This window comes from Micromonospora sp. NPDC049240 (assembly GCF_040647835.1).
In the GTDB taxonomy this organism is placed as follows: domain Bacteria; phylum Actinomycetota; class Actinomycetes; order Mycobacteriales; family Micromonosporaceae; genus Micromonospora.
Genome location: NZ_JBEZCX010000010.1, coordinates 245,038 through 261,809, shown reverse-complemented (window position 1 = coordinate 261,809; position 16,772 = coordinate 245,038). Strand labels below are relative to the sequence as shown.

The following is a 16,772-nucleotide window of genomic DNA, read 5'->3' as shown; positions in this document are numbered from 1 at the left end:
CAGCCCTCCCTCACGCCGGTGTGGACCGGTCCGGCCGACGGGACTCGGTCGGGGCTCACCGTACCGGCTCGGTCCGACGTCACAGGCACCTCACCCGCCGGCAACAGCATTGACATACTTCACTGCTCGGCCTAGGGTCTGGTCGAATCGATTCGAGTCGTGCTGTGGCGTTCCAGCGGCGACGGCGGGCGGTTCGGGTCGCGATCGGGCACGTGCGGTGCGGGTGCCGCCGCCGACGCGACGGCCGGCTGGTCGCGCACCGGGCATGCGGACCAGGGGCGAAGTCCGGGACAGCTACGCCGCGCACGGCGGACCCCGTCGTGCGCGTTCTCCCCGTGCCGGCCGGCGGAGTGGCGGTACGGGGGTCGTCGTCGATCCCCGTACCGGACAGGTTCCCACCAAGTGGCGAAGGAGCCGCGTCATGAAATTTCGCAGCACCGTCCTCGGGCCCCTCGCGGCCATGGCGGTCCTGGTCGTGGTGGCCGCGACGACAGTGGCGGGCGGCCCGGGCGGGTCCGCCTCGGCCGCGGAGTCCGGCACGCTCGCCGGGACCGCCGGCTGTGGCCGGGCGCCCACGCTGACGAGTGGTCCCCGGACCATCCAGAGCAGTGGCCAGAACCGGAGCTTCATCCTGCGGATCCCCGACAACTACGACCGGAACCACGCCTACCGGCTGATCTTCGGATTCCACTGGAACGGCGGCACCGCGAACGACGTCGACTCCGGTGGGGCGGACCGGGAGGCCTGGTCCTACTACGGTCTGCGACAGCAGGCGAACAACAGCACCATCTTCGTCGCGCCCCAGGGCAACGGCAACGGCTGGGCCAACCCCGGCGGTCAGGACGTCACCTTCGTCGACGACATGATCAGGCTGATCGAGGGGGACCTGTGCGTCGACACGACGCAACTCTTCGCGCTCGGCTTCAGTTACGGCGGCGGCATGAGCTATTCGCTGGCCTGTTCCCGGGCGGGCGTGTTCCGTGCCGTCGCGGTCTACTCCGGTGGCCAACTCAGCGGGTGCGCCGGCGGCACGCAGCCGATCGCGTACCTGGGGATCCACGGCATCGGTGACCCGGTGCTCAACATTTCCGCCGGACGCTCGCTGCGGGACACGTTCGTGCGCAACAACGGCTGCACCCCGCAGAATCCGCCGGAGCCGAGGGCGGGCAGCCTGACGCACACCACCACCACCTACGCCGGCTGCCGGTCCGGCTATCCGGTGGTGTGGGCCGCGTTCGACGGTGGCCACACCCCCGGCCCGGTGGACGGCGGCGGGGACAGCGGCGCCCGGACCTGGACGAAGACCGAGGTGTGGCGGTTCTTCACCCAGTTCGGCGGCACCGATCCGACCCCGACCCCGACCCCGACGGTCAGCCCGACCACTCCGCCGCCGGGCGGCACGTCGATCGTCCGCAACGCCGCCTCCGGTCGGTGCCTGGACGTCAACGGCGGCTCGCAGGCCAACGGCGCGGCGGCGATCATCTGGGACTGCCACGGCCAGAGCAACCAGTCCTGGACCTCGACGGCGGCCCAGGAACTGCGGGTCTTCGGCGGCAAGTGTCTGGACGTCAACGGCGCCGGTACGGCCAACGGCAGCTCCGTGATCATCTGGGACTGCAACGGCCAGTCCAACCAGAAGTGGCGGCTCAACGCGGACGGCACCGTCACCGGGGTCGGATCGGGTCGGTGCCTGGACCTGGTGGGCGCCGGCACGACCAACGGCACGCGGACCGAGATCCGGGACTGCACCGGCGCGGCCAGCCAGCGGTGGAGCCGCGTCTGAGCCGTTGACCGCTCCTTGTGTGAACGCTAACATATGACGTCTTATAGATTGACATTGATCGATTAATCGGGACCGGGAGGCGGATCGGATGTTCAGCACAGTGAGTCGTCCACGGAGATCGTGGCGGGCGGTGATGTCGGCTGCGGCGGCATCGGTCCTCGCGGCGGCGGCCGTTCTGACCGCGTCCGCCTCTCCGGCCCAGGCGGCCACCGCCATCACCATCAACGGGTCGTCCGGCGGGCGGACGCTCGACGGCGTCGGCGCGGTCAGCGGCGGCGGCGGAAACAGCAGACTGCTGATCGACTACCCCGAACCGCAGCGCAGCGACATCCTCGACTACCTGTTCAAGCCGGGCTACGGCGCCGCGATGCAACTGCTCAAGGCGGAGATCGGCGGCGACACCAACTCCACCTCCGGCGCCGAGCCCAGCCACGAGCACACCCGGGGCAGCGTGAACTGCAACCGGGGCTACGAGTGGTGGCTGATGGAGCAGGCCAGGCAACGCAATCCCAACATCGCGCTGGCCGGCCTGGCCTGGGGGGCGCCGGGCTGGATCGGCAACGGCAACTTCTGGTCCACCGACTCGATCAACTACCTGGTGGGTTGGCTGGACTGCGCGGCGACGCACGGGCTGACCATCAACTACCTGGGCGGATGGAACGAGAAGGGCTGGAACACCACCTGGTACAAGAACCTGCGGTCCACGCTCAACGCCCGCGGCTACGGCAGCGTGAAGATCGTCGCCTCGGACGACTGGGGGTGGGGGGCCGCCGACGACTCGCTGCGTGACCCGGCGTTCGCCGCCGCGGTGCAGGTCTTCGGCAGCCACTACGTCTGCGGCTACCGCGGCGCCCAGAGCAGTTGCCCCAGCTCCGCCAACGCCATCTCGACCGGCAAGCCGCTGTGGGCCAGCGAGAACGGCTCCGACGACTACAACGCCGGCGCGCCGGCGCTCGCCCGGGGCATCAACCGGGGCTACATCGACGGCAAGATGACCGGCTACATCAACTGGCCGGTGATCGCCGCCATCACCCCGAACATCCCCTGGGCGACCACCGGCGTCGCGGTGGCCCAGCAGCCCTGGTCCGGGGCGTACTCCATCGGCAAGAGCACCTGGGTGATGGCACACACCACGCAGTTCGCCGCCCCGGGTTGGCGCTACCTCGACGCGTCGAGCGGCTATCTCGGCGGCAACCGCAACAACGGCAGCTACGTCTCGCTGAAGTCCACCAACAACAGCGACTACAGCACCATCATCGAGACGCAGGACGCCGGCGCGGCCCAGCAGCTCGACTTCACCGTCACCGGCGGGCTCTCCACCGGCACCGTGCGCGTCTGGGCGACGAACGTCAGGTCCAACAACAGCGCCGACCACTTCGTCCGGGGCAGCGACATCACCCCGAACGGCGGGCGCTTCTCGCTCACCGTCCAGCCCGGCTACGTCTACAGCATCACCACCACCTCCGGGCAGGGCAAGGGCACCGCGGTCAGCCCGGCGCAGGGCAACCTGAAGCTGCCGTACAGCGACAACTTCGACAGCTACGCCACCGGCCGCGAGGCCAAGTACCTGATGGACCAGCAGGGCTCGTTCGAGATCGCCGGGTGCGCCGCCGGGCGGACCGGCCAGTGCGTCCGCCAGATGTCCGAGCAGGCGCCGATCTACTGGACGACCGGCCAGGCCGAACCGTACGCCCTGCTGGGCGACCTGACCTGGCGCAACTACACGGTCTCCTCGGACGTGCTGCTGGAGAAGCCCGGTTACGTCCAGCTCATCGGGCGCGGCAACACCTACAACCACCAGGGCCCGCAGAACATGAACGGCTACTACTTCCGGGTCACCGACGGCGGCGCCTGGTCCATCCGGAGCAACAACACCAGCGGCAACTGGCGCACCCTGGCCAGCGGCAACACCTCGGCGCTGGGCACCGGACGCTGGCACAACCTGTCGTTGAAGCTCAACGGCAGCACGCTCACCGCGGCGATCGACGGCTCCACGGTCGGCACCGTGTCGGACTCCGCCTGGGTCGCCGGCCAGATCGGGTACGGCACCGGCCAGGGTGTCACCGCCCAGTTCGACAACCTCACCATCACGCCGGGCGACGGTTCCAGCAGCCCGACCGGAGAGATCCGCAGCGCCAACGCCAACCGCTGCCTGGACGTCAACGGCGCCAGCCAGGCCGACGGCGCGGTGGTGCAGATCTGGGACTGCAACGGCGGCGCCAACCAGCAGTGGACGGTCGGCACGAACAACCAGCTCACCGTGTACGGCAACAAGTGCCTCGACGTGGCGGGCACCGCCTCCGGCAGCCGGGCGCGGATCATGACCTGCACCGGCGGCAGCAACCAGCAGTGGCGGCTCAACGCCGACGGCACCATCGTCGGCGTCGGCTCGGGGCTCTGCCTGGACGTCAACGGCGCGGGCACCGCCAACGGCACCGCGGTCCAGATCTGGACCTGCAACGGCGGCAGCAACCAGCAGTGGGTACGCGGCTGACCCCGCCACCCGTCGCCGACCCGGCCGTCCCGTCACGGGGCGGCCGGGTTGGCGCGTCCCTCCTACGATGACGGTCATGGATGTCGCCGCGGTGACGAACGTGGTCGTGGCCGCGATCTCGGTGCTCACCGTCGTCGTCTCGGCGTTCTTCGCGCTCCGGCAGCTCCGGCTGGCGCAGGGCGCGAACCACACCCTGGTCGCGATCGAACTGCTCACCCGCGACCGGATGAGCGACACGTTCCTGGACAGCCAGCAGTTCGTGCTCACCGAGCTGCGGACCGCCTCCCCGCGCGGCGTGCCGGTCAGCGAACTGCCCGCCGACGCCCGCAAGCACGTGAACCGGATCGCGCTCTACTACAACGGGCTGGGCCAGATGCTGGCCTTCAAGGTGGTCGAGCCGGCGCTGCTGCTCGGCACCGGTGGCTACCGCGCCCGGGAGGCGTGGGCCGTGCTGGAGCCGTACATCCTCGCCGAGCGGGCGGTGCGCGGTGAGTCGTACCTGTCCAACTTCGAGCATCTCGCGGTGCTGGCGACCGAGACGCCGTGGCCGGTCGCGGTGCGCAAGCTGGGCCTGCGCCGGTTCGACCACTACCCGGCAGACGTGGGTCGGGCGCCCCGACCGGCCGACGGACCGGATGGGGCAGCGTCAACCGGGGGTTGACGGGGGGTGTGCGTCAACCTATGGTTGACGCATGGACGAGACCGAACCGCTCAAGACGAGCCACCCGGTGCGCCTCGACGACCTGATCGAGGGCATCAAGAAAGCCCGCCCGGACGCACTCGACCAACTGGCCGACGCGGTCCTGCTCGCCGACCACCTCGGCGACGTCGCCGACCACCTGATCGGGCACTTCGTCGACCAGGCGCGCCGCTCGGGCGCCTCGTGGACGGAGATCGGCCGCAGCATGGGGGTGAGCAAGCAGGCCGCCCAGAAGCGCTCCGCCGCCAAGGCCGAGACCGCCGCCGCGCTCGACCCGAACGCCGGGTTCGGCCGGTTCACGCCGCGCGCCCGCAACGTGGTGCTGGCCTCGCAGGAGGAGGCACGGGCCGCCGGCCACGCCGAGATCACCCCGGAGCACGTGGCGCTGGGACTGCTCGCCGAGCCGGACGGGCTGGCCGCTGCGTTGATCAAGGCGAAGGGCGTACCCCTGGAGATGTTCCGGGAGGCCGTGGCCGCGACCCTGCCGGCGAAGGCCGACCAGGTTCCGGACCTGATCCCCTACGACGCACGCGCCAAGAAGGTCCTGGAGCTGACGTTCCGGGAGGCGCTGCGGATGGGGCACAACTACGTCGGGACCGAGCACATCCTGCTCGCCCTGCTGGAGGAGGAGGGGGTCGACGGCGTGCTCGGTGGCCTCGGCCTGACGAAGGAGGCGATGGAGTCCGCGGTGGAGGGCGCGCTGGCGGAGCTGACCCGTAAGCGCGCCTGAACCGCGTCGGGCACGGGCCACAGGGGCGCGTGCCCGACGTACGGTTGTCAGTCGACGGCGGGGAATCCGTAGCGGGCGGCGTGCTCCGGATCGGCCGGGTCGACCTGGCGGATGCCGGCGTCGGCGAGAAGCTTGTTCACCTCGTCGAGCCGGTCCCGGACCAGCCGGGCCTCCTCCTCGGTGACCCGGCCGCGGTGCGGCCGGCCGGCGTGCTCGATGGTGCCGTAGTCGATCTTCTCGGCGGTACGCCGCGTCTTCGGCGGCCTGACCCGCTCGGCGGTCCGCAGCAACTGCGCCATCGGCACGTCGGTCGCCATCGCGTCGAACTCGCTGGCGGTCAGCACCACCCGGCGCGGCTCACCGCCGCCGTGCCGGTCGTGGATCTCCACCACGGCCACGTCCAGCGCCGCGTCGTCGATGCTCTCCACGTCGACCGGGGTGGCGTCCAGTTGCACGGGCCCGGCGACCAGGTCCGGGTGCTCCAGCACGACGACCCGGACCACCTCGTCGTCGGGGGACAGCACCTGGCCGGTGAAGTCGGAGACGTGGATCGTCTTCTTGCCCATGCGCGGAGCTTCTCCTGTCGTAGGCCGGAAATCGGACCACAAGACGCTACCGCACAGGCGTACGAAGGCCGGTACGACCGCCGCCCGGTGCGTCGCCGCCCGCGTCGCTCAGAGACTGCCCCGCGGTGCCACCCACTCAGTCGGTTGGCCGGTCAGCGCGGCGATCCGGTCGTAGTCGGCGTCGTAGTGCAGCACCACCGCGCCGTGGAGTTCGGCGGTGGCCGCGATGACGAGGTCGGGCAGGCGGAAGTGGCGGTGCTGGCTGTCGGCCGCCAGGAGGCGATGGACCGACAGGGCGCGGTCCATCGCCTCCGTGGTGACGTCCAGCCAGCGGTGCCCGCGCAGTGCCTGCCAGAGGATCTCGTAGCCCTTGGGGCTGGGCGCGTTGTTCAGGTATTCCAGGGAGGTCATCTGGCACGCCGCCAGCCGTCCTTCCGCCAGCAGCGTCTCGAAGCGCTTCCGAACCGAGGGGTGGCGGCCCTGGAGCACGTACACCGAGGTGTCGGCCAGATAGATCCGGCCGGCCATCAGGCCGCGGCCTCGCCCTCTCGCGCGTGCTCGGCCAGCCGGCTCAGATCGCGCCCTCCGCCGTGCCGCCACGCCTGCTCCGACCTGGTGAAGTCCATCTCGACCTGGTCGAAGGCCGCGACGATCTCCTTGGCCTGTCGCCGGACCGCGAACGCGTGGAGCGCGGCGTTGATGGTGGCGACCTTGGTGTCCGTGCCCAGAGCCTCCCGGGCCGCCTCGAGCCACTCGTCGTTCACGTCCACGGTGATGCGCGTCATGTCGCCGACCATACACCGGAAGAGTCGCACGGGACGCACCAAGGAATCAGGTGTCGTGGTGCGTCACGTCGTCGTGAGGCCGCGCCAGGCGGGGGTGCCGGCCGGCTGCGCGTTCAGCTCGGCCCAGCAGGGCCCCCGGTGCCGGGCCTCGCGGTAGGCCGGCTGCGCCGGGAAGCGGTTGGCCGCGTCGGCGGCCCGCCAGCTCCGCGCCGGGTCCTGCTGGAATCGGTCATTCGGCTTCTGAGGCATGACCACTACCGTCCCAGAGAAACTTGTCCATGTATGAAAGTGAATATGACGCGGGGTCGAGGCGTTCGGTTCCGCCGAAGCGTCAGATTCCGGCGGCCGGCAGGCGGACCACGAATCGGCATCCGTCGCTGACGTTCTGGACCTCTACCCGCCCGCCGTGCGCCTCAACCAACCCGCGCACGATCGCCAGCCCGAGGCCGCCGGACCCGCTCGGCTCCACCGCCGCCGGCGTACGGGCCGGCTCGCCCCGGAACGCCACGTCGAAGACCCGGGGCAGATCGTCCGCCGGAATGCCGCCACAGGTGTCCGCGACCGCCAGCCAGGCGGTGTCGACGTCCCGCCCGGCGTCCACCGTCACCGTGCCGTCGGCCGGCGTGTAGCGGATCGCGTTCAGCAGCAGGTTGCCCACCACCCGCGCCAGCTCCCGCTCGCTGGCCGTCACCGCCGGCCAGCCCGACTCGGGGGCGACCAGCCGGATCCGGCGGGCGGCGGCCAGCGGCGCCGCGCCGGCCAACGCGTCGGAGACCACGTCGCCGAGCGCCACCGTGGACAGCGACAACCGGAGCGCGCCGGCGTTGATCCGGGACAGCTCGAACAGGTCGTCCACCAGCCGGGTCATCCGGTCGGTCTCGACCCGGATCCGGCGGTGGTACTCGGCCACCGTCACCGGCTCGTCGACCACCCCGTCCTCCAGCGCCTCGGCCATCGCCCGCAACCCGGCCAGCGGGGTCCGCAGATCGTGTGAGACCCAGGCGACCAGGTCGCGGCGTCCCTTCTCGATGAGGCGTTCCCGGGCCCGGGCCTGGTCCGCCCAGACCGCGGCGGCGGCCAGCCGGCGGCCGAACAGCCAGCCCACCGCCAGGCTCACCACCGCGGCGGCGGCGAGCGTGGTCAGCACCACCTGGAGGTCGTGCGGGGAGAGGAACATGGCCTGGGCGACCACCGCGACCCCGGCGGCCACCGCGCCGACGGTCGTGGCCAGCAGCACCGAGATGTGCACGGTGATCGACCGGCCGCGCAGCACCCGCAGCGCCACCGCGCCGGCCAGCCCGACCGCGAGCGCCGCGGCCAGCGACGCACCGAAGATCAGCGCGAGGTCACCCATCGGCCGGCTCGTACCGGTAGCCGACACCCCAGACGGTGACGATGCGTCGGGGACTGGCCGGGTCGGCCTCGATCTTCTCCCGCAGCCGCCGCACGTGCACGGTCACCGTCGACTGGTCACCGAAGCTCCAGCCCCAGACCCGCTCCAGCAGCTCGGCCCGGCGGAACGCCCGCGCCGGATGCCGCATCAGGTGCGCCAGCAGGTCGAACTCGCGCAGCGTGAGGGCCAGTTCCCGGCCGTGCAGGCGGGCCACCCGGGGCCCGGTCTCCACCTCCAGGCCGCCGTCGGTGAGCAGCTCCGGCAGCACGCCGGCCGGCTCGCCGCCGGCCCGCCGCAGCACCGAGCGCACCCGCAGCACCAGCTCGCGCGGGGAGAACGGCTTGCCCAGGTAGTCGTCCGCGCCCAGTTGCAGGCCGAGGATGCGGTCCGCCTCGTCGCCGCGCGCGGTCAGCATGACGATGGGTACGCCGTCCGGCCGCTCCCGCAGCCGCCGGCACACCTCCAACCCGTCCAGCACGGGGAGCATCAGGTCCAGCACCACCAGGTGCGGCGGGCGGCGGGACACGGCGTCCAGGGCCGCCGCCCCGTCCCCGGCGTGCTCGACCTCGTAGCCGGCGTGCTCCAGGTAGCGGCAGACCACGTCGGCGACCGTCCGGTCGTCGTCGACCACCAGCACCCGCTGCCCCACGGTGCACCTCCTGCCGACCGGGAGGCCAGCGTAGCCACGGGCGGGCGCGTGATCCATTGCCAGGTTCTTACGGCCGGCGGCGACCGGGCGGGCCCGGTGGGCGTACCGTGATCATGTGCTCGACCGACGGCTCTTCCTGCACCTGGCGACCTGGTTGGGGCAGTGGCCGGCGGGGCCCGGGTTGCACGTGGTCCGGTCCTGGCGCCGCGCCCGCCCGGCGTGGGACGGGCGACCGCGCCCGGCGATCGGCGTCACGGTCGGCGACAGCACCGTCCTCTCGGTGCCGCCGGCCCGGGTCGAGGCGGTGCGCGCGCTGGTCGCGGGGCGGTCGATCGAGGAGTGGCTGCCCGCGCTGCCGGCGGCGGTCGGCACCCCGGAACTCACCACGAACCGGGGCGTGTTCCGTTGGTGCACCGACCCGGCGCCGCTGCCCGACGTGGGGGAGTGGCTGCCGCCGGAGATGCCCGGCGCCCCACCGTGGCTGGGTCTGTTCGACACCGACGTGCTGGTGGTCCGGGACGCCGACGGCGCGTACCTGGCCGGCGTGGGGATCAAGCGGCACGACGCGTTCGGGCACGAGCTGGCGCTGGGCACGGTGCCGGCGGCCCGGGGGCGCGGACTGGCCCGGCGGCTGGTCGCGCAGGCGGCCCGGCGGGTGCTGGCCGAGGGGGCGATCCCCACCTACGTCCACGATCCGGGCAACCTGGCGTCCGCCCGGGTGGCCGAGGCGGCCGGGTTCCCGGACCGGGGCTTCACCTCGTTCGGCGTCTTCCCGCACTGAGCGGCGGCGCGGACCGTGGATCCCGGGCCGGATCCACGGTCCGCTGCCTCTCCCCCCAGGCCCCGATGTCGGTAACGCTAGGTGAACCTATGCGGCCGAGCAAGACGCTGACCTTGTCCGGTTGCGGACTTGACCTGTGGAATCGTCGTCGCAGTCAAACGGTGGGTCAGTGACGCAGCGTGTGGATCAGGGTGACTGCCTGGCGGGTGACCGGGCGCAGCACCCGCAGCCGTGACAACCCCACGAGCCGGTCGACCAGCGGGACCACGCCGTCGATGAGCTGCCGGGTCTTGGCCTGGCCGGGCGAGCGGTCGTGCACCCAGTAGAGCACCACGCCCAGGTAGCCGAGCCAGAGCAGCTCCGGCAGGGCCGCCCGCAGCTCCTCGTCCAGTTTCGCGGTGGAGCCCGAGAGCACCTCGCGGAAGAGCGCCACCGACGCCTCGCGGGGCGCCGACGACTCGGCGGAGAACGGGCTGAGCGGCGAGGTCGGCTCCGCCGCCGTCTTGAAGAAGGTGCCGGCGAACGAGTGGTACGGGCTGAGCACGTCGACGCCGGCGTGCAGCACGCCGGCCAGCCGCGGCGCGAAGTCCCGCTCCCGGGCGAGCACCGGCGCGGCGGCGGTCCGGTGCTCGCGCTGGGTGTCCGCGTAGAACTCCTGGATCAGGTGTTCCTTCGAGCCGAAGTAGTAGTAGGCGTTGCCCACCGCCACGCCGGCCTCCTGGGCGACGGCACGCATGGTGGTGCGCGCGTACCCCCGCTCGCGGAACAGGCGCATCGCGGTGTCCAGGATCAGCTGGCGGGTCTGCTCACCCCGGGCGGTCGCCCCACCGCTCGGGTCACCCGCACCGGTCGTCGGCGCACTGTGCTCGGTCATCGTGGTCACCGTATCCCGGTTCCCGGACGCGTTCGCGGACCGCGGCGGCGACCGCCACCACCCGCCGGGCCAGTGGCAGCAGGTGCGGGCGGGCCAGCCGTTCGGCGGTGGCGCGGTGCCCGGCGAGCGCCCAGAGACAGGCGAACCAGGCGCCGTCGCCGGTGTAGACCGCGCCGGTGTCGGCGACCACGGTCAGGTCCCGCAGCGTGGCGTCGTGGTCGAGCCCGGGGAAGCGTCGCCGGGCCTGCGCCGACCCGGCCGCCACGAACTCCAGCGGTACGAGGTGGTCCCGCGAGGCGAGCCACCGCCGGGCGGAGCGGCACAGCGGGCAGCCGGCGTCGAAGAGGACGGTGAACCCACGGATCCCACCGGCCCCGTGCCCGGTGGGATCCGGCGGGTGCCCGCCGGGGGCGGACGTCACCGTGCCGGCGGGTTCGGGCCGGCGGACTGGACCGGTCGCGGGCCGCCCCGCGGCGGGAACGCGGCGCCCTGCGGCGGGAGTGCCACGCCGGGCGGCGGGAGCATGCCGGCCGGCGGGATCGGCGGGTGGGTCGCCTGGTGGCGCATCCGGCCGCGGCGGTAGCGGCCGAGCGCGAACACGTTGAAGAAGTGCAGCGCACCCAGGACCAGGAGCACCAGCCCCACCTTCAGCGAGAGCTGCTCCAGCGCCTGGCTGGCGTCGCCGATCGGGTCGGACTCCTTCATGGCCACCGTGACGTAGCCGAGGTTGAGCAGGTAGAAGCCGACGACCAGCAGGCTGTTGACCGCCTCGGCCAACCGGTCGTCGGGGAACACGTCCCGCAGGAACACCAGCCCGTTGCGGGAGAGCGTCCGCGCCACCCAGACGGTCAGCCCGATGCTGACCGCGAGGTACGCCAGGTACATCCAGACCTTCACGTCCATCCCCGTCGCCTCTCTTGAACGCGTTCAAATTGTCGTCGTCGGCGAGCGTACGACGTTTCTTGAACGTGTTCAAGTTGGTGTGGCCCGAACGCGCGCCGGCCCGCCGTCGGGTGGACGGCGGGCCGGCGGGCACGGACGGATCAGCCGGTCAGGCCGAGCACCCGGGCGGCGGCCCGGCCGTTGGCGTGGCTCGCGCCGTAGGTGGCGACGAACGCGCGCGACCCGGCCGGCCGCCAGGCCGCCGGCCAGCCCATCTCCACCACGGTCACCGGATGCGTGGCGGCCAGCGCCTCGACCAGCTCCCGCGCCCCGGGCAGCCGGTGCAGGTGCCGCCCGACCAGCACTACCGGCCGCTCGCCGGCGAGCCGGCCCAGCTCGCCCGGGTCGGTCTCGCCGGCCACCGCGCGGACCTGCTCGACTCCGGCGGCCAGGTGCGGACCCAGCCCCCACGGCACCCGCCCCTCGGCGATCGTGGCGGCGGCGTGCACCTGCACCACCAGCGGGGCGCCCGGACCGGGCAGGTCGCCCTCGACGTGCACCGCCCGCAGCGCGGCGGCGTAGCCGAGGCCGTCGGCGGGCGGGGTCGGGGCGTCGGCCGGCCCGGCCCAGCCGGCGAGCGCGGCGGTCCGGCCAGCGGCCTCCTCCACCCGGGCGCGGTCCAGCCGGCCGTCCCCGAGCGCGGCGACGATCTCGGCCGCGACGTGTTCGACCAGGGCGGCGTCGACCTGGGCGCCGATGCAGAGCAGGTCGGCGCCGGCGGCCAGCGCGCGTACCGCGGCCGGACCCACCCCGCCGGCGGCCAGCGCCGCGCCCTTCATCTCCAGCGCGTCGGTGATCACCGTGCCGGTGAAGCCGTACTCGCCGCGCAGCAGGTCGTGCAGGACCGCCCGGCTGAACGTGGCCGGGCCGTCGCCGGTCAGCGCCGGCACCCGGATGTGCGCGGTCATCACCGCGCGGACGCCGGCGTCGACCACCGCGGCGAACGGCGGCAGGTCCCGCTCCCGCAGCACGGCCGGCGGCACGTCGACAGTGGGCAGCTCGTGGTGGGAGTCGGCGACCGTCGCGCCGTGCCCGGGGAAGTGCTTGGCGCAGGCGGCCACGCCGACCGACTGGAGGCCGGCGACCGCGGCGGCCGAGTGCACCGCCACCCGCTTCGGGTCCGCGCCGAACGAGCGGGTGCCGATCACCGGGTTCTCGTCGGCGGTGTTCACGTCGACCGTGGGCGCCAGGTCGAGCGTGAGGCCGAGCGCGGCCAGCTCCGCGCCGATCGCCGCGTACACCGCCCGGGTGAGGTCCGGGTCGTCGACCGCGCCGAGCGCGGCGTTGCCCGGGTACGGGCTGCCGGTGGCGTGGGCCAGTCGGGTGACGTCGCCGCCCTCCTCGTCGATCGCGACGATCACGTCCGGGCGGCCGGCGCGCAGCGCCGCCGTGGACGCCGCCACCTGGGCCGGGTCGTGCACGTTCGTGCCGAACAGGGTGTGCCCGGCGAGCCCGTCGGCGAGCAGGTCGACCGCCCAGTCCGGCGGCACCGGGCCCGGGTACGCGGCCAGCAACGTGCCCAGCGCGAGCCGACGGAGTCCTGGATCCAGCCCCACTGTCGTTCCCCTTTCCCTGCCGGGTCGTCCGACCTCCGTCGGACAGGGTGGCCGATACGCTAACGGGCACCCTTCGGCAGGCGTTTTATGGTTAGCAACCTTACGAAAAAAATTGAGGACGTTGGCATGAGTGCGACCCGGCTGCCCGGCACCCCCCGACTGTTGCGGGCGCTCAACGACCGTGCGGCGCTGGAGCTGCTGCTCGAACGCGGTCCGCTGACCCGGGCCCGGATCGGCGAGCTGACCGGGCTGTCCAAGGTGACCGCCTCCCAGCTGGTCGAGCGGCTGGAGGAGCGCGGCCTGGTCGCCCGGGTCGGCGAGCAGGCCGGCGGGCGGGGCCCGAACGCCCAGCTCTACGCGGTGCGTCCGGGCAGCGCGTACGTGGTCGGCGTGGACGTCGGCGCGGAGCGGGTGGTGGCGGCCTGCGCCGACATCACCGGCACCGTCGCCGGCCGGGTCGAGCAGTCCACGAAGGACACCGACGACCCGGTCGGGGTGGTGCACAACGCCGTGGTGCAGGCCGCCAGCAGCGCCGGCGCGGAGCTGTCCGCGGTCCGGCGCGTCGTGCTGGGCACCCCCGGCCTGGTCGATCCGCAGACCGGCGACATCACGTTCGCGTTCAACCTGCCGCGCTGGCACAGCGGCCTGCTCGCCGCGCTCCGGGAGGATCTGGACACCCCGGTCGTGTTCGAGAACGACGTGAACCTGGCCGCGGTGGCCGAGGCGCAGTCCGGCGCCGCCCGGGGCACCGCCGACTTCGTGCTGGTCTGGGTGGACGCGGGCGTCGGCCTGGCGATCATGCTGGGCGGCCGGCTGCACCACGGCAGCAGTGGCGCGGCCGGTGAGATCGGCTACCTGCCGGTGCCCGGGGTGCCCATTCCGCGCGACGTGTCGCGGCGGGCCAAGCCGGCGTTCCAGCAGCTCGCGGGCGCCGACGCGGTGCGCGCCGTGGCGGCCGAGCACGGCTTCGCCACGCCGGACGCGGCCGAGCAGGGTGTCGCGGCGGCGGCGCGGGCGGCCGAGGCGGTGCAGGCCGCCATCGCCGCCGGCGAGGCCGGTGGCCCGGTGCTTGACGAGCTGGCCCGCCGGCTGGCGCTCGGCGTGGCGAGCACCTGCGTGGTGCTCGACCCGCCGTTGGTGGTGCTCGCCGGCGCGGTCGGTCGGGCGGGCGGGGCCGCGTTGGCCGAGCGGGTGCAGCAGGAGGTCGCGGCGATCACGCTGGTCCGTCCCCGGGTGGTGAGCACCGGGCTGACCGAGGAGCCGATCCTGCGCGGCGCGTTGCGGACCGCGCTCGACGCGGTCCGGGACGAGGTGTTCGGCTCGACGGTCGGCTGACCGCCGACCTGTCACCGCACCGGCCGCCATGTGAAGGAATTCTTCACGCTGTAGGCAAAGTCTGCAAGGAGTTGCCGGCGATGTCCGGTCGGCTCGCGTCGGCACGGCCCGGCCGGACCGGGCCGCGCCGACGTGCTCAGATCAGGTCACGGCGGCGGAACACCGCGAACGCGGCGGCCACCAGCGCGGCGGTGAGCCCGAGCAGGACCACCAGGCCCGCCGGCCAACCCAGCGTGTACGAGCCGTCGCAGAAGCCGGAGATCCCGGTGCTGCACGCGTTGTCGTCCCAGAACCGCACCTGGCCGGCGAGCCACGCCCCCAGGTAACTGGAGAGCATGAACCGGTCCGGGCGGCCGACCTGGAGGATCTGGAACACCAGCCGCGCGCCCAGCTCCCACACCACCACGTACGCGGCCACCGTGCCGAGCGCCGCCGAGGTGTGCCGGCCCAGCGTGGCGACGGCGAACCCGAGCGCCGCGGCGAGCAGCACCAGCACCACGCCGCGCGCCCAGACCGCGCCGAGCCCGGCCCAGAACTCGCCGCTCATCCGGCCGGTCAGCCCCGACGCCTGGCCGATCAGCCAGAACGCCCCGAGGTACGCCACCGACGCCAGCACGGAGAGCCCGAGCAGGCCACCCAGCAGCGTGCCGAGCTTCGCGGCGAACACGGTCGGTCGGCGGGGCCGCCACAGCAGCAGGTTGACCACGCCGCCGGAGTTCAGGTCCGCCCCGATGTAGGAGGCGCCGACCAGGAACCCGAACAGCGCCAGGAACGCGATCAGGAAGTAGAGCAGTGGCTTCGCCTCCTTGGCGAAGACGAACACGCCACTGAGATAGTCGGACGCGGTCGGCAACTGCTCGGACCGCGCCGGGTCGATCTGGGCGCAGTCACGCGGCAGGTAGTCGTTCTCGTCCGGGGTGAGCGTGCCGGCCTTGATCCGCAGGCACCGGTCGTGCGCCAGCTCCAGCCGGCGCACCTCGTCCGCGGCCTGCGACTGGGCCCGGCTCAGCTCCACCTCGGTCGGCCGGTGCGAGCCGCCCAGCGTGGTCACCACCGTCACCGCGAACGCGACCGCCAGCAACACCACCATGAGCTGCACGAAGCGCCGGGCGGCGAGCCGCTCCAGCTCGGCACGGACCAGGTTCACGCCTCCACCTCCCGGCTGCCCCGGACGTCGAGATCGATCACACCGTCGTACGCCGGCGCGCCGTCCACCTGGCGCGGCACCGCCACGTGCTCGTCGCCGCGGGTCAACTCCAGGAAGACGCTCTCCAGGTCGGGTCGGATCGGGACCAGCTCCCGCACCCACATGCCCTGCTCACCCAGCGTGCGGCTGATCACCTCGGGGTCCTCCACGCCGGTCACCACCAGATGGTCGGCGTGCCCGGCCACCGACAGGCCGGCCCGGCCCAGCAGCAGCGCGGCCGGCTCGGGCTCGGCCACCCGGACCCGCCACTGGTGCTGGTCGAAACCGGCAAGCACCTCGTCGACCCGGCCGTACGCGACCCGCCGCCCCCGGCTGACGATCGTCACGTGGTCACAGATCAACTGGATCTCGGCGAGGATGTGGCTGGACAGCAGCACGGTCACCCCGGACGCGGCGAGCGACCGGGTCAGGTCGCGCATCTCCCGGATGCCGGCCGGGTCGAGCCCGTTCGCCGGCTCGTCGAGGATCAGCAGCTCCGGGCGCTTGAGTAGGGCCGAGGCCACCGCCAGCCGCTGCTTCATGCCGAGCGAGTAGCCCTTGACCCGCTCCTCGCCCCGGTCCCGCAGGCCGACCTGCTCCAGCACCTCGTCCACCCGGGAGGTGGGCACGCCGCCGGCGAGCGCCAGCAGCCGCAGCGTGCGGTGCGCGGTGAAATTGCCGAAGAACTGCGGACTCTCCACGATGGCGCCGACCCGCCCGGCCACGTCCGGCAGCCGCTCCGGGGAGCGGGTGCCCAACACGTGCATCAAGCCGGCATCCGGCCGGACCAACCCGAGCAGGGCCCGCAGCGTGGTCGTCTTGCCCGAGCCGTTCGGCCCGAGGAAGCCGTGCACCTGGCCCGCCTCGACCAGCATGTGGAAGTCGTCGACGGCGACCCGGCGCCCATGACGCAGCGTGCGGAACGTCTTGCGGAGGCCGGCGATCTCGATGACCGCGCTCATCCGCCTGCCTCCCGGCAGCGGTCGGGCATGAGTCGT

Annotated in this window: 18 protein-coding genes; 6 read left to right on the top strand and 12 right to left on the bottom strand. The window is 73.0% G+C overall.

Going from position 1 to position 16,772, the window contains the following annotated elements; translation table 11 throughout:
• The first annotated feature begins 421 nt into the window (after window positions 1–421).
• The 4 genes from AB0B02_RS17900 to AB0B02_RS17885 all read left to right on the top strand — a co-directional run bounded on the left by AB0B02_RS17900 (window position 422) and on the right by AB0B02_RS17885 (window position 5,707).
• The gene (locus tag AB0B02_RS17900; protein ID WP_357301422.1) at window positions 422–1,783 is read left to right on the top strand and encodes a ricin-type beta-trefoil lectin domain protein; all 1,362 of its coding nucleotides are present in this window, start codon (window positions 422–424) and stop codon (window positions 1,781–1,783) included.
• A gap of 133 nt (window positions 1,784–1,916) precedes the next feature.
• Window positions 1,917–4,277 carry a ricin-type beta-trefoil lectin domain protein gene (locus AB0B02_RS17895; protein WP_281936292.1) on the top strand — a complete coding sequence of 787 codons (2,361 nt, stop codon included), beginning with the start codon at window positions 1,917–1,919 and terminating at the stop codon, window positions 4,275–4,277.
• Window positions 4,278–4,353: 76 nt separating this feature from the next.
• Window positions 4,354–4,938, top strand: coding sequence for a hypothetical protein (locus AB0B02_RS17890; RefSeq protein ID WP_357301419.1), 585 nt, complete (start codon window positions 4,354–4,356; stop codon window positions 4,936–4,938).
• A gap of 31 nt (window positions 4,939–4,969) precedes the next feature.
• Window positions 4,970–5,707 (top strand): Clp protease N-terminal domain-containing protein, encoded by a 738-nt coding sequence (locus tag AB0B02_RS17885; RefSeq protein WP_357301416.1) that lies wholly within the window; start codon window positions 4,970–4,972, stop codon window positions 5,705–5,707.
• Window positions 5,708–5,754: 47 nt separating this feature from the next.
• On the opposite strand, the gene AB0B02_RS17880 is transcribed toward AB0B02_RS17885, so the two are convergent.
• The 6 genes from AB0B02_RS17880 to AB0B02_RS17855 all read right to left on the bottom strand — a co-directional run bounded on the left by AB0B02_RS17880 (window position 5,755) and on the right by AB0B02_RS17855 (window position 9,100).
• Complete coding sequence (locus tag AB0B02_RS17880; RefSeq protein ID WP_281935952.1) at window positions 5,755–6,273, bottom strand: hypothetical protein; 519 nt, start codon at window positions 6,271–6,273, stop codon at window positions 5,755–5,757.
• Window positions 6,274–6,381: 108 nt separating this feature from the next.
• A complete protein-coding gene (locus AB0B02_RS17875) occupies window positions 6,382–6,801 on the bottom strand; it encodes a PIN domain nuclease (protein ID WP_281935950.1) in 420 nt (139 codons plus the stop codon).
• The gene (locus AB0B02_RS17870) at window positions 6,801–7,058 is read right to left on the bottom strand and encodes a type II toxin-antitoxin system VapB family antitoxin (protein WP_281935948.1); all 258 of its coding nucleotides are present in this window, start codon (window positions 7,056–7,058) and stop codon (window positions 6,801–6,803) included. Before AB0B02_RS17870 ends, AB0B02_RS17875 begins: the two co-directional genes overlap by 1 nt.
• Window positions 7,059–7,121: 63 nt before the next feature.
• Window positions 7,122–7,307 (bottom strand): DNA repair protein, encoded by a 186-nt coding sequence (locus AB0B02_RS17865; RefSeq protein WP_281935947.1) that lies wholly within the window; start codon window positions 7,305–7,307, stop codon window positions 7,122–7,124.
• Window positions 7,308–7,389: 82 nt separating this feature from the next.
• Window positions 7,390–8,412, bottom strand: a complete 1,023-nt coding sequence (locus tag AB0B02_RS17860) for a HAMP domain-containing sensor histidine kinase (RefSeq protein WP_281935946.1) — start codon at window positions 8,410–8,412, stop codon at window positions 7,390–7,392.
• A complete protein-coding gene (locus AB0B02_RS17855) occupies window positions 8,405–9,100 on the bottom strand; it encodes a response regulator transcription factor (protein WP_357301409.1) in 696 nt (231 codons plus the stop codon). The genes AB0B02_RS17860 and AB0B02_RS17855 overlap by 8 nt, the downstream gene beginning before the upstream one ends.
• Before the next feature lie 115 nt (window positions 9,101–9,215).
• On the opposite strand from AB0B02_RS17855, the gene AB0B02_RS17850 reads away from it, so the two are divergent.
• Window positions 9,216–9,881: a GNAT family N-acetyltransferase gene (locus AB0B02_RS17850; protein ID WP_281935944.1), complete on the top strand. Its 666-nt coding sequence runs from the start codon at window positions 9,216–9,218 to the stop codon at window positions 9,879–9,881.
• Window positions 9,882–10,047: 166 nt separating this feature from the next.
• Here the strand turns inward: AB0B02_RS17850 and AB0B02_RS17845 are convergent, their stop codons facing one another.
• From AB0B02_RS17845 to AB0B02_RS17830, 4 genes are all read right to left on the bottom strand, one after another.
• Window positions 10,048–10,755 (bottom strand): TetR family transcriptional regulator, encoded by a 708-nt coding sequence (locus AB0B02_RS17845; RefSeq protein WP_357301404.1) that lies wholly within the window; start codon window positions 10,753–10,755, stop codon window positions 10,048–10,050.
• The gene (locus AB0B02_RS17840) at window positions 10,718–11,176 is read right to left on the bottom strand and encodes a DCC1-like thiol-disulfide oxidoreductase family protein (protein ID WP_281935940.1); all 459 of its coding nucleotides are present in this window, start codon (window positions 11,174–11,176) and stop codon (window positions 10,718–10,720) included. The genes AB0B02_RS17845 and AB0B02_RS17840 overlap by 38 nt, the downstream gene beginning before the upstream one ends.
• Window positions 11,173–11,658 (bottom strand): hypothetical protein, encoded by a 486-nt coding sequence (locus tag AB0B02_RS17835; protein WP_357301399.1) that lies wholly within the window; start codon window positions 11,656–11,658, stop codon window positions 11,173–11,175. Before AB0B02_RS17835 ends, AB0B02_RS17840 begins: the two co-directional genes overlap by 4 nt.
• A 140-nt stretch (window positions 11,659–11,798) precedes the next feature.
• The gene (locus tag AB0B02_RS17830; protein ID WP_357301396.1) at window positions 11,799–13,253 is read right to left on the bottom strand and encodes a glycoside hydrolase family 3 N-terminal domain-containing protein; all 1,455 of its coding nucleotides are present in this window, start codon (window positions 13,251–13,253) and stop codon (window positions 11,799–11,801) included.
• Between the two features lie 126 nt (window positions 13,254–13,379).
• Between AB0B02_RS17830 and AB0B02_RS17825 the strand changes: the two genes are divergently transcribed.
• A complete protein-coding gene (locus AB0B02_RS17825) occupies window positions 13,380–14,588 on the top strand; it encodes an ROK family transcriptional regulator (protein ID WP_357301393.1) in 1,209 nt (402 codons plus the stop codon).
• 136 nt (window positions 14,589–14,724) lie between these two features.
• Here the strand turns inward: AB0B02_RS17825 and AB0B02_RS17820 are convergent, their stop codons facing one another.
• Complete coding sequence (locus AB0B02_RS17820) at window positions 14,725–15,735, bottom strand: ABC transporter permease subunit (RefSeq protein ID WP_281935932.1); 1,011 nt, start codon at window positions 15,733–15,735, stop codon at window positions 14,725–14,727.
• Window positions 15,732–16,736: an ATP-binding cassette domain-containing protein gene (locus AB0B02_RS17815; protein WP_357301389.1), complete on the bottom strand. Its 1,005-nt coding sequence runs from the start codon at window positions 16,734–16,736 to the stop codon at window positions 15,732–15,734. The genes AB0B02_RS17820 and AB0B02_RS17815 overlap by 4 nt, the downstream gene beginning before the upstream one ends.
• Window positions 16,737–16,772 lie beyond the last annotated feature (36 nt).

Coding starts and splice junctions, on each gene's coding strand:
- AB0B02_RS17900 (WP_357301422.1), top strand. CDS start 422: ATGAAATTTCGCAGCACCGTCCTCGGGCCCCTCGCGGCCATGGCGGTC.
- AB0B02_RS17895 (WP_281936292.1), top strand. CDS start 1,917: ATGTCGGCTGCGGCGGCATCGGTCCTCGCGGCGGCGGCCGTTCTGACC.
- AB0B02_RS17890 (WP_357301419.1), top strand. CDS start 4,354: ATGGATGTCGCCGCGGTGACGAACGTGGTCGTGGCCGCGATCTCGGTG.
- AB0B02_RS17885 (WP_357301416.1), top strand. CDS start 4,970: ATGGACGAGACCGAACCGCTCAAGACGAGCCACCCGGTGCGCCTCGAC.
- AB0B02_RS17880 (WP_281935952.1), bottom strand. CDS start 6,273: ATGGGCAAGAAGACGATCCACGTCTCCGACTTCACCGGCCAGGTGCTG.
- AB0B02_RS17875 (WP_281935950.1), bottom strand. CDS start 6,801: ATGGCCGGCCGGATCTATCTGGCCGACACCTCGGTGTACGTGCTCCAG.
- AB0B02_RS17870 (WP_281935948.1), bottom strand. CDS start 7,058: ATGACGCGCATCACCGTGGACGTGAACGACGAGTGGCTCGAGGCGGCC.
- AB0B02_RS17865 (WP_281935947.1), bottom strand. CDS start 7,307: ATGCCTCAGAAGCCGAATGACCGATTCCAGCAGGACCCGGCGCGGAGC.
- AB0B02_RS17860 (WP_281935946.1), bottom strand. CDS start 8,412: ATGGGTGACCTCGCGCTGATCTTCGGTGCGTCGCTGGCCGCGGCGCTC.
- AB0B02_RS17845 (WP_357301404.1), bottom strand. CDS start 10,755: ATGACCGAGCACAGTGCGCCGACGACCGGTGCGGGTGACCCGAGCGGT.
- AB0B02_RS17835 (WP_357301399.1), bottom strand. CDS start 11,658: ATGGACGTGAAGGTCTGGATGTACCTGGCGTACCTCGCGGTCAGCATC.
- AB0B02_RS17825 (WP_357301393.1), top strand. CDS start 13,380: ATGAGTGCGACCCGGCTGCCCGGCACCCCCCGACTGTTGCGGGCGCTC.
- AB0B02_RS17815 (WP_357301389.1), bottom strand. CDS start 16,736: ATGAGCGCGGTCATCGAGATCGCCGGCCTCCGCAAGACGTTCCGCACG.